This is a genomic window from uncultured Exiguobacterium sp. (genome assembly GCF_964277885.1).
In the GTDB taxonomy this organism is placed as follows: Bacteria; Bacillota; Bacilli; order Exiguobacteriales; family Exiguobacteriaceae; genus Exiguobacterium_A.
This window is the reverse complement of sequence record NZ_CAXYJR010000007.1, coordinates 179411-192030: the sequence shown is the minus strand read 5'-3', so window position 1 is coordinate 192030 and position 12620 is coordinate 179411. Positions and strand designations below refer to the sequence as shown.

Sequence of the window (12620 nt, the reverse complement as noted above, 5' to 3'; positions counted from 1 at the left end):
AAGCAATTTACAGGAACAGTTGATGATATAAAATATGTCATAAGCGTTGAAGAAGGACATATACATTAACGTATTTCATGAATGGAAGAAGGAGCGTACTTTATGGATATCCAAACCTTTATCTATTTAGAGAATGAACAGAATCATGTGAACATCACAGAACAAGATCGCATTCAAGTATACATTCAGCAAAAAGAGGATTGGTTAGAAGATGGTTTTTTAAATCTAGACGGTACGATTTCTTTTACCCAGAATGGAATCATACAAGGAGCCGATCACTCAGACGAACTTGCACCACTATGGCAGTACTATGCAGACGCTTTGAAAAACTTTCTAGAAGATGACTCTGCTACATTTTATTATCCGAACACACCTATTGAAGTGTGTTTGAAAAAAGTAAATAACAATCGATTATCATTAACCATTGATCAAGAAGAGGCTATCTATGATACGTCAGACTTCATTCAAGCTTTTAAACAAGCAGCTTTATCTTTTCATCAGCTCGTCGAGATCATTTCTGATAAAAAATACGAGGATGATTTACTCGAAAAAATAGAGAGCTTGCCGCAATGATAAAAGGCGATTCCATAACTTGGAGTCGCCTTTTAGTTAGCTCTCGTTTAAAGAAGTCGAATGTACAGTTGACTGAATCAACTGCTTTAACCAGACTTGTCTTGCCTCTACTGAAAAATTTTCATTTCCGAATATCTCTACTCTGAACGGAATTATTTCTAACAACTGATGCTCTAATGCTTTTCGCGCCTGTAGAATCGCAATCGTCCCTTTCACTCCTGATAACGAGTGATTCACACCATATGCTTGCTCTGTGTAGTAGGATACGAATCCGTCCGCCCATTCTGTCGGACGCTCGTTTAATGCTTTACGGAAGCTTCGTTCTACATCTGGTTGATCAACATAAACGAGAACGGGTTGTAGCGGCGTAATGATCGTTGCTATGCGTTCAATATACGCTCGCAACGTCGCTTCCGGTAGATCGTATTTGATGAGCCCCATCGTCAACGGATTTTGCAAGAAGCAACACTCAAAAACATATGTTGTATCCGTCGTTAACGCTTGATCGACGAACGCTTCCCACTTTTTAAAGATCAATGACTGATATAACTCAAATGGTAGTTCATAGATATCTCTTGCTTGTAGAAACGCAAGTACTGCTTCAGGAACATCCTGTTTTGACTGCCACTGACGATACGATATTAGCACGTAGTCATTGAACACCTCAGCAAATCGTAAGACATCGAGTGAAGCGTATTTACTTTGAAAGTCTATCCATTCATTCATCGTTAAGTAAGCGACACTCTCATAATCTGCAGGATGGTTGAGATCTCCTTCTATATGAAGACACGTGTTTATTTTTTTCTCTTGTAGTAAACGAGTTAATGCTTCAGCTGTTGTTGTTTTGCCCGAGCCTGGGAGCCCTTCTATTAGATAAATTTTAGTGCTCATACTGTACACTCCTCAGATTATTTTCGTGTCACTGTTTGATACTTCATTTCTATAGTACACAAAGTAGTCAAAGATAGATCATAAACAAAATAAGTATTGAAGAAATAAAAATCTAAATATCCTCTCAAAAGTTGTATTTAATATATATTCATATGAATATTTTAATTTTTTTGTTAATAAATTGATTGTTCTTAATGATGTAAGGGAATTTTATTAATATTACACTGTTCTAGTTTTTAAAGAAGGAGGTCTAATATGCAAACTATATTAATAATCATGAATTATTTTTCGTTAACGATTTTAATCTTAACAATTATTTATCGTTCCCAAGTTATAAAAAAGGGTCAGTCTTCAGAAAAAGTAAAAAACACTACCCTTCTACTTCAGTTAAGTAGCCTACTATTCACCTTAACTCTACTCAATGTGTACGTTTTGTATAACCAAGATGGTCAGTATGAAATCATAATGCTACCGATTTTATATGTCATCATATTTAGTTCACTTTGTTGGATGCTTTATTACAGCTACAAAAACCCAAAAAGTCGGCCCTCTCCGCAAATTTTCATTCCAACTATTTTGCTATTCACATTATTTATACTCACTATATTTGCCACTGCACTTCATTTTGAAAATATTTTTTACATCATACTTTGCATTGGTATAGTAGGTATTTTTATGAGTGTGCTTTTTTTGTTAAAGCATCAGTCTTTTAAAGAGCTTCCTCGAATATGGAAGTTTGTCTTATCTTTTGGCATCCTATTCTTAGTAACCTCGTACGAAGTGATTACTTCAGCCCCCACTGAGATTAATTCAGAATCTACTGCTAGTACTTCTACCAATACTGATAGCACGACTACAGATGACTCCGTTGATGAAGAAACGACTGCTGAAGAACCTATAACTAGTGACTCTGAGACAGAACAAGATACTTCTGTCGATACAGCAGATGTGCCTGATAAAAAAATTTATGATCAAACAGAAAAGTACTATGGGTCATACAGTTCTTTGAAACTACAAAAAATTAATAAAAAAATTGAACTAGCCCCTAATTTCTTTTACGAAATCGATCAAATCGAAATTGGAGAGGTCACTGACTATAAGCCATTCGTCAAAAAATTCATGTTTGATGTAGAGCCTACTTCCGTATTAAAAGTAGATGCAACCGTTCAAAACAATACATCAATAGACTGTTACTACTCGTTTGCTGGCACCTTTATCAATAACGGTATAAATGAGTATAGTCCTGTTGGAAAGTTCACACTGGACAAAAGCTATAATCCAGACGCAGATTTGCCTCTCCTAAAAGCCGGTATGACTGATAAGGGGAGCTTCTATGTTTTTATGGAAGAATCAGCTGACACGCTGACTTCTCTTGATTTCTTGATTGGATTACCAACAGATCCTGCTACAGGAGATCCGATTGATTCTTCTTCTGATAACAGCATAACGATTGAACTTCCATAATCGTAAAAGACCTTCCGATAAATAATTCGGAAGGTCTTTTTTGCTTTGCACTATTCTCTCTATCCCCTTTCCTTGTATACTAATACTGTCCTAAAAAATAGGAATTAATCGATTTATTTTTCAATAAACCACCTCTAATTTCCTAACTTTTAAATTTACATACAAGGAGCATCTAGTAATGAGTACTACTCGAACAAAAGCGATCAATCTGTTTCAATTCATGGCTTCCGTCAAAAAACTAGGATTAAAAACGCAACGCGATACGAAGACCTATACCGCGATTTTAGACGAGACGACACTTACTTTCCCAAACGTCAACTTGACGTCTGATGAAGGCCAACAAACCGTAGTCGAAGTAAAGTTCCAACCTGCTTTCACAACGGATCGTCCTGTACTTCCAAATAAACTTACTGAATGGACGGTCATTAATGGTGATGAGGTCACACCAAAGGCTTCTCTCCCTACTGAATTGACTTCCGTTTGGACGACTTATGAATTAGCCGTTCGAGACTGGAAAGAGAAAAAAAGACAACATGAAAAAGCCCAAGCCCTCTATGATTTGATGTACCGCATGTATCAATTCCAAACGACAGATAATGATACACACGAAATCGTCTGGTCGTTTGGTCACCTTCATTGGCCAACCCAATCCATCAAACGTCCTTTGTTCGTTCGACCGGCTGTCATTGATTTTGATACGGAAAAGAGCGTCTTCCGTATCGAAACGACACCGACCTTGCCAAAGCTCGAGTTGGACATGTTGAACTGGGATAGTGTTTGGATGAAAGCCGAGCTTTCTGAGTATGAGCTTGCCTTTAAAGAAGATCATGCTTTTGACTTTAATCCATGGGACAATGAACAACTCCAAGAGCGGAGTGAACAAGTCTTACGTTTATTGCATGCGGATCACGCCTATGGTGAGGAAGCAGATGTCTACGTCTTACCAAACATCTGTCTCTATCGTCGTCCTAAGTCGAACCATAGCTGGGTCGAAGAACATGAACATCTCGCAGAAGCCATTGAACAAGACTTACCGCTCTCACCAGCACTCGAACAATTCTTTACTTCTGATGATGCTGCCATCGCCGCACTCGATCAACAAGATCGAACAGAGTGGCAAGCAGTCGGAGAAGAGATTCTATTTCCCCTTCCGTATAACGAAGAACAAAAACGCATCCTACAGCAACTCAGTAACAATGCCGGTGTCGTCGTTCAAGGTCCTCCCGGTACCGGAAAAAGCCATACGATTTCGAATTTGATTTCGCATCTGTTGGCACATGGTAAGCGGGTCCTTGTCACAAGTGAAAAAGAGCACGCGCTGACTGTTCTTCGTGACAAGTTACCTGCTGAAATTCGTGAACTTGCCGTTTCCGTTCTTGGGGCAGATTCAAAGACGATCAAACAGACAGAAACATCCTTACATGGGATCTCAAGCTATTTGAACAAGACGTCTGCTGAAGAACTAGAAGTCAGTGCTACGACGATTCGCCAGCGGTTAGAGTCGATTCGTCAAGAGATTGCATCGACTCGTCGGACGATGCTCGATCAAGCCATTGTCGAACATGATGGTTTAACGATTGGACAAGAAACAAAAACACCACTCGAATGGGCCAAGTGGATCAGTCAATCAACACTTTCAACACACATCCCGACGCCACTCTTAACAGAAGAGGCACCTATGAGTGCGATCGATATTCAAGAATTATATGAATTGATGCAAGACCAAGAGGCATTGGCTGAACTTAAAATCTTAGGGCGTCGTCCTATGCGAACGTCTTTTGCCAAACCATTACTTTTTAAAGAAATCGTCAATGAAGTACAAACACTACGCGAACTTGAACCAATCGCTTCATCAGTCGCCTGGATGAAATCTGCCTCTGATGATACGAAAAATCAACTCTTAGACTGGTTGCGTCAGTCGTCTCGAAAATATCCACTTCTTGAGCAATGGGCAGTGAATCTGTATTGTCATTGGTTGGCACACTCATCTGATTTCGATGAACTCGAACAAGATCGCTTATCGTTCGAGCAGGCGTTGCATGAGATCGAGCAACTTGAACGAATCGTCTCTCTTCACGACTTCGCGATTCCAACAACCGATCAAGATGTATCTGCACTCGCAGCAGAACTCTTACCGCTATTTGAAGGTAATAAGGTCGATGGTGTGTTCTTCAAGTGGACAAAACGAAAAAAATACGCATTCCTACTAGATGAAGTGATGATTGATCAGAAACGATTAATGAGTGCTGCTGACGTCACACTACTTTTACAGCACTTAACATATATTGACTCACTTCGAAAATTGGAACGTACCTTTAAACATCGCTTCGAGCACCACTCGATTGAGTTGACGATACCTGAAATCACGACGTACAGAAAAGCACTTGATGTCTTCCGCTCTCTAGACGACATCATGCAGCATTTCACACAAGTCGTTCGTCCATTGCAGGCAAGTTATGAACAACATGATTTCATGTATGAAGCGGACTGGCTAACAACGCAAACACATGCACTCGAAACGTTATTCGAGTTGAATCGTTTAGATGAATTAACAGCCCAGCAACAGACCTGGTTATCACTACTCGACGTAGCAGAGTTGACGCATCCCATCACCTTACCTTTACAACAGGCAATTCGTGACTGGAATCCGGATCAGTATGCAGTTATTTATGAAGAGTTACGCGTTCTAGAAACAAACGAACACCGAGCGAGCCGCTTACAAACACTTAGTGACACACTCGAGCAAGCAGCACCAAACTGGATCACGGCGTTACGAACGAATAGTGCACCGACGTTCCAAGCGCTCGAACTTCGAGATGCTTGGCACCTTGCCTATGTTAAAACTCGACTGGAAGCATTAAGTGATGCGGACGAGCGTGAGTATTTGTACCGTCTCGAGCAAGAAGAAGGTCAAACTGTCGCACGACTATGCGCCACACTGGCATGGAAAGAACAACTCAAGCGGATGACGCCTTCGAAACAAGAGCAACTGAACAGTTGGGCAACCTTGATCCGTAAAGTCGGAAAAGGGACAGGAAAACATGCCCCACGTTACCGAAAAGAAGCGGCTAAACAAATGATGCAAGCACAAGACGCGATTCCGGTCTGGATCATGCCTGTCAATCGTGTGCTTGAATCCTTCAAGGCAGCAAATGATCTCTTTGACGTCATCATCTTTGATGAGAGCTCTCAAAGCACGATGGACGCGATTTCTCTCTTGTCACGGGCACGTAAAGCCATCATCGTTGGAGATGATCGCCAAATTAGTCCGACGAGCTTTGATAATCGGGATAACGTCGAAGAAAAGCGAAAAACCTATTTTGGGGATGATTCCACGATGGCGTTGTTCGATGGAACGAGTAGTCTCTATTCACTCGCTTCCGTTAAGTTCAGTACAAAAGTTGGATTGCGGGAACACTTCCGCTGCGTTCCGGAAATCATCGGCTTCAGTAACGCTCATGTTTACGAAGGTACGATTGTTCCACTCCGCTTACCACAGCGAGCTGAACGACTGAATCCTGCGGTAAAAAATCATTTCGTCAGTGATGGATATGTCGACGAGACGACGACGGATAAGGTCAACATTCCGGAAGCTCGTGCCATTGTTGCTGAATTAAAACGAATGATTCAGGATCCGCTCTATCACAATCGGACGTTTGGTGTCGTCTCCTTACTTGGAAATGCGCAAGCGACGCAAATCGAGCGGATCGCAACATCGGAAATCGGAATCGATGTCTTGATGCAGCATCAAGTCCGTTTCGGAGATGCGTATACGTTCCAAGGAGACGAACGAGATGTCATGCTTCTCTCAATGGTCGTCGCACCCAATAAACGCTTCATGTCGATGACAAAAGAGACGGATAGTCAACGCTTCAACGTCGCGGCTAGTCGAGCCCGTGATCAAATGATTTTGTTCCATTCCGTGACGTTAAACGATATCGGAAACAACAACTGTATGCGCTACAAATTACTTGGGTATTGTCAAAATCCCCTCGGTGACCAAGCATCCTTCGATAGTGTGAAACATCGCTTTGATTCTCCATTCGAAGAAGCCGTCTATCGTCGCCTTGTTGCACGTGGTTACCTCGTCACACCACAAGTACAAGTCAATGGCTACCGCATCGATCTCGTCGTTGAAGGTGAACACAATCGCCTTGCTGTCGAATGTGATGGAGAACGCTGGCACGGTCCAGACGCTTATGAAGCAGATATGTTCCGACAAAAAGTGTTGGAACGCGCAGGTTGGCAATTCTGGCGTGTCCGTGGTCGTCATTTTTATCAAGATGCTGATCGAGCGATGGAATCGTTATGGACGACGCTTGAAGAGATGGAGATAAAACCAGCCTTAATTGAATACGTATAAGAATCTATTAAGTACACAATGTATAAACATATTATTGTATTTAATTAGAAATGAACCTTATACTTATAATTAGAAAATAAATGGATATTTTGTTTTCGAGAGAGAGGTGGTTTTAAGATGGATATGAATAAAGTAAAGACCCAAAAAACCTCTGATCGATCAGCACTAGGTGTATTAAAAGCAGGTACTACTCCTTCATTATCTGGTAGAAAACCAGTGCATGTAGCAATGTTTAGTGGCGGTGCATCTTCTGCCTATGTTGCTTATCATATCGTTCAGAAATACGGCAAAGAAAATTGCGTTCTTTTCTTCACTGACACGCTTTGGGAAGATATCGATAACTATCGATTCATGGATGAAGTAGCAGAGTATATCGGTATGGAGATTACTACTCGAATAGATGGAAGAACGCCTGACGAAGTTTTCCACGATGTTAAATTCTTGGGTAATTCACGTATGGCTAAATGTTCTGAGGAATTAAAGGTTCGTCAAACAATGATTTATCTAGAAGAACTTCGTGATGAGCATAATCTTGAACCAATCCTTTATTTCGGTATTGGTCCTCATGAGCAGCATCGAGCTATCAACCTTCAAAATTTCTACGAACACAATCCAATCGAACCGATAGAAACACGCTTTCCTATGATTGAAACTTTTAAAGGCGATCTTGATACGAAAGAAATTATTCGTGACGAATGGAAAATTGCGTTGCCGAGAATGTATGGTTTAGGCTTTTCTCATGCAAATTGCGCTGGTCGATGTGTTCGAGGAGGCTTAGGTCATTACGCTCTTTTATATAATGTCTGGCCCGAACAATATGCCGAGCAAGAAGCTATGGAAGAACGCTTCCGTAGTAAGTTTGAGAAAGATGTTTCTATTCTAAAGAGAAACGGTGGACCATTTACATTGCGTGAATATCGAGAATTAATGGATAGAGACGGAATCGAAAAATATTTAAGTGAAAAAGACGATACAATTCCTTGTGTATGCTCTTTCTCATAAATAAAATCTATACAAAAAGGTAGTGGATAAGATTCCGCTACCTTTTTGTATAGATGGATTCGACAAACAATCATTAAGCATTAAATAACTGTAATTTTTATTTAGATTCTAGTTCACTTAAAATCTTATACACAACAAAACGGATTTCATCATCTGACATTGTTCTACTGCCAGCATTTACTATCCTACTTACATTGTTATAGATAGTCTTCCCTTTAACAGAAAGCTCAACTTCTTTGATTTCCATAACTGTTTGATTATCAGTCACTATTTTGATTAATCCATTTTGATTTTGATTCGTCAATAATAACTGCTTGAAATTCATCCAAAACGAATCATATGTGACATCTGACCAGTCTTTTAATGACACTCCAACAATTTTTTCAATTAAATATGCTAGCCAATCTTTATTTTGAGCGTACTCTGAAACAAACCCAGCTAATATTGGACTGCTTAACACAAGTTCTTTATTTCTATCAGCCCACCCATGAATATCTTTGTTTGATTCAACTTCCATTTTAAGAAGAACTTCTTCTTTAATTCGCTTTATCATAAGACTCAAATGGTTTTCGAGTCCAGATTTTAATTTTTTTAAATCAGAATCACTTTTAACGATTTTTGCAAGGTTATTGACTGAAGCAAGTGGGTCTGTTTCACTGTGGCGAATAATCTCTTTGAAATGATTTTCAGTAACAGTCAGTTGGTCGGTTACTTGAGTATATCTTGGCAAGCTCCGTAACCATCGCATCAGCTCTGTAAAAATTATAACGGGTTGTTCTGATAAAGTTCCATTAAAGAATGTAGTATTTACATCTTTGAGTAATATTAAGTTTTCTGAAGATAATTCATATAGTTCGTATTCATAAAAATCTGCTCTTAATTCTAAAATATCATATAGCATATCTGCATTTAATTCATGAATATAAAAATCATTTGAGTAAAACGCCATCTGATGCCAAACGTCTTTTAAAAGACCTATTAATAATAGTGGTATTAGTGGTTCTCTAATGCCATAGGGTTCATGTCTTAATAAATCATATAAATCGACAATTTTCCCTCTCTTATTTTGTTTGAGATGCGAAAGCAGATCGTACCTTAACTCCAACAGATTATCATCAGCTATTTGACTTAAATTATTTGTATCGATTCCTGTATTTTTAAACATAGTTGCATAAATTAAATAATCCGGACCAAACCCTTGGATGTCAAAATCACCTGAAAATGTAGGCGCAAGTAGCTGAGACAAGATACTTTTAGCAGCTTTCTTTTGGATAGAAGTAACGTTTCTTTTGTTAAATCCTTCATTTCTAATTTCCGGTGTGGCAGGAAATCTGTCGAACATCCATTTCGAAAGTTTCTTTTCAAGTGAATTCTTTGAATCGATTTTAACGACGTCATTTTTGATATACCAAGTTAAATTATCTGTCTCAAAATGTCTAATTGGTCGTAAGAGCTTTTCAATTTCGAATCTTATATTTTCTAAATGAATTACAATTTCCGCTTCCAAATTCTCATCTTGTTGAAGTAGTTCTGAAGTATTGAGTAGAAGATCTAAAATCATAAATTCATCTAATTTAATAATTAAATCTTTAGTATTTAACTTCGTAACGCAAACTATAATATCTTTTCTTTTAGAATTTATTACGAACTCCCGGATATTTTTTAATTCTTGATCATTTCTATAGATCATATACAGTAGCGTTCCATCACCAACCGAAAGATCTAAGTTCAAAATGTTTCCCCAGGTAAATTGAGATTCAACAAAGCGTGTCATACTTTTAACATTATTATACTCATGAGGCAGAAAATATTTATTGGGTAAAAAATTATTTAAAAATTTTATTCTAGATTCATCATTAATAACTGTTTTAGAGCAATAATCTTCTATTAAGGATTCTAAAGAAAGTATAGATCCACTATATAATTCATATGATGAAGCTAATGGATTATATCTTATTATCTTTATTTTTTTTAGTTCTTCTATACTTTCTCGTATTTTTATCTCATTGATACCTAGTGCAAAGGATAAAAAATCTATAGAAAGTTTAAAAGGTCTATTAGATATATTCAATAAAGTCATTAATTTTACAAGTCTTTTTGCTTCGTTCGATATTTGGTAACTCATTGATAGTCGATAATACTTTAAATCATCAATTAGATAAAATGAAGATTCATCTGGATAGAAATAATTAAACAACTGATCTGCATAATACCAATCAGTCTCTAAACCATTCTCATCAAATTGAGATAAAAACGTATATAACGTTCGATCATTTTGTCCTAACATATTTGAAAGAATAGGCAATAATCTAATTGTTAATGGGTGTATAGGTTGGCATTTTTCTAAAATGAAATTCTCAACTTCAGACACTTCCATATCGGGAAAAAGACTATACTTTTTTAAATCGTTTTTTATTTTTTCAATATCGTTTAACAAAAATAAGTTTGGAGCATTATCTTCTTTAACGATCTCAAGTATTTTAAATGCTGTTCTATAAAATAAAGAGGGATCACTATCTAAGCGATGCGATTCAAATCTTTTTTCAACTCTTTCTAATTCTTCTTTAGATAAATTATTACTCTCTGTTGAATACTGTCGAAGACCTGTATGAGTAATGAAGAGTAAGCCTAAGTTAGAAGACCTGTTTGCAAATTCAGCGATATCTTGTAAATCTTGCATAGTTTGAAAAATCAACGATTGGTTTACACCTTGAAGAAATCTTCCAAACTCATCATAAATAATAAAAAGTCCCATTTTTTTTATAGATAATTGATTCGTCAAGTGTTGAATTTTTTCAACAAATGATGCTTTTGATTCTGAAATATATGTAGCTCCAGAAGTCAAAGTTCCATACATTTTTTTAAATTCCACTATGAATCTTTCATCGTTTATAGTAATTCCTTCAATCAATTCTTCTATAGTACACCCAAAAGATGTACACAAATTTATCAATTTTAAATACGTATCTTTATAGTCGTTCTTCCACAATTCAATGGTGTGAAGAATTTGCTCACTATCTCCTTTAAGAGATAAAACAATTCCTTCTGACTTTAATTTTAACTGAATAGCTTCTAAAATAATTTCGTCAATCCGTCCGTTTTTACCTGTGATAGTAATAGGAATCCACTTAATATTATTCTCATATAAATTGTCTTTAATTTTATCTGATAAACTATTATTTAAACCACTCACGTTATATAAAAACGACTTTACATCTTTACTATTTTTTCTTGCTGTTATTAAAGAAGCTGTAATTGCCCCGACCATTGATTTTCCTGCTCCATATGGACCAATCATAAGATGCGAATTGACTAAGCTTTTTTTAGATAGACTTGAAATTATATTTTCCATAATTTCCAACTGATCATTGTTAGGGACAAACATATCAAACAGTTCGGACTTTCCTGTGTCATAAACTACATTAATACTAGGTTGAAACTTTTTCATAGCACTACCTCATTTTCAAAAAATCGTTCCATATAATCTAAATAATTAGTTGTAGCAGTAATTCTAACTACATCGAGACGGTTTGTTCTAGTAAAGATTATTGGATATCTTTTTTGCATCTCTTCTAGACAGTTAACAATTTCAGATCTTGAAAGGTTAAAAATTCTTCCCCATAGATTTTCACCATCGATTAATTCATCAAGACTCACTTCAGTGAGTTCATTTCTTTCTATATAAATTAAAAAAGTGATGAAAAGTACTTCAAACTTAAATACTGTATCTAATGGTGTTTTTTTGTAAGTACCCTTAACTGTATTACTTACCAACCCTAATTCTTCAAACGGACTTTTAATAACATCTTCAGGAGTAGATGAAAGATTATTTGGGCTATACATTTGAATGAGACAATCAATATCTCTTTTTAGTGAATTAGAAGAGACTGATTTTTCTAATGTCTGACCAACCCAGATTTCTAATGTTTCTATCAGTATCGCTTTATCGAAAATTGATTCTTTAAATACATTAAAAAACCAATACCAACTTGTTGCAATTTTTGGATCAGAGGCTAGAGTATAATGTAAAATACTTTTCGTAACAGGATGTTGAATATATTTATCGTATTTATCAACTAATTCCCCTAAAGAAGTAAGGTGATGTTCTGTTTTTCCCGATTGCCGCTTCTCTTCCATGAGACCGGTTGAGAATAACCAATATTTCGCTGATTTCGCCATGTTTTTCCCTAAGCCTAGTTGTTCAAAATGAGTATCATTATAAAAAAAGCGAGCATCGCTTTTAATTTCAGTCAATCCTTTATATAACCATTGCGGACGTAAGTAAAAACTTTGATGTTGTCCAAAACCCATTTGTAACCCACCTTAA

Annotated in this window: 7 protein-coding genes; 4 read left to right on the top strand and 3 right to left on the bottom strand. The window is 37.1% G+C overall.

Annotation, left to right across the window (positions count from 1 at the left end):
- The first annotated feature begins 102 nt into the window (after positions 1-102).
- Complete coding sequence (locus ACHWTJ_RS14950) at positions 103-573, top strand: hypothetical protein (protein WP_394679956.1); 471 nt, start codon at positions 103-105, stop codon at positions 571-573.
- A 36-nt stretch (positions 574-609) separates the two neighbouring features.
- Here ACHWTJ_RS14950 and ACHWTJ_RS14945 read toward each other — a convergent pair whose 3' ends face one another.
- Positions 610-1464, bottom strand: coding sequence for a hypothetical protein (locus ACHWTJ_RS14945; RefSeq protein ID WP_394679955.1), 855 nt, complete (start codon positions 1462-1464; stop codon positions 610-612).
- Between the two features lie 255 nt (positions 1465-1719).
- Between ACHWTJ_RS14945 and ACHWTJ_RS14940 the strand changes: the two genes are divergently transcribed.
- From ACHWTJ_RS14940 to ACHWTJ_RS14930, 3 genes are all read left to right on the top strand, one after another.
- On the top strand, positions 1720-2928 hold the full coding sequence (locus tag ACHWTJ_RS14940; RefSeq protein WP_394679954.1) for a hypothetical protein: 1209 nt from the start codon (positions 1720-1722) through the stop codon (positions 2926-2928).
- Positions 2929-3106: 178 nt separating this feature from the next.
- Positions 3107-7291, top strand: a complete 4185-nt coding sequence (locus ACHWTJ_RS14935) for an AAA domain-containing protein (RefSeq protein ID WP_394679953.1) — start codon at positions 3107-3109, stop codon at positions 7289-7291.
- Positions 7292-7408: 117 nt separating this feature from the next.
- Complete coding sequence (locus ACHWTJ_RS14930) at positions 7409-8293, top strand: phosphoadenosine phosphosulfate reductase family protein (protein ID WP_023466896.1); 885 nt, start codon at positions 7409-7411, stop codon at positions 8291-8293.
- Between the two features lie 97 nt (positions 8294-8390).
- Here the strand turns inward: ACHWTJ_RS14930 and ACHWTJ_RS14925 are convergent, their stop codons facing one another.
- Positions 8391-11741 carry a hypothetical protein gene (locus ACHWTJ_RS14925; protein ID WP_394679952.1) on the bottom strand — a complete coding sequence of 1117 codons (3351 nt, stop codon included), beginning with the start codon at positions 11739-11741 and terminating at the stop codon, positions 8391-8393.
- A complete protein-coding gene (locus ACHWTJ_RS14920; RefSeq protein ID WP_394679951.1) occupies positions 11738-12604 on the bottom strand; it encodes a DUF4007 family protein in 867 nt (288 codons plus the stop codon). Before ACHWTJ_RS14920 ends, ACHWTJ_RS14925 begins: the two co-directional genes overlap by 4 nt.
- Positions 12605-12620 lie beyond the last annotated feature (16 nt).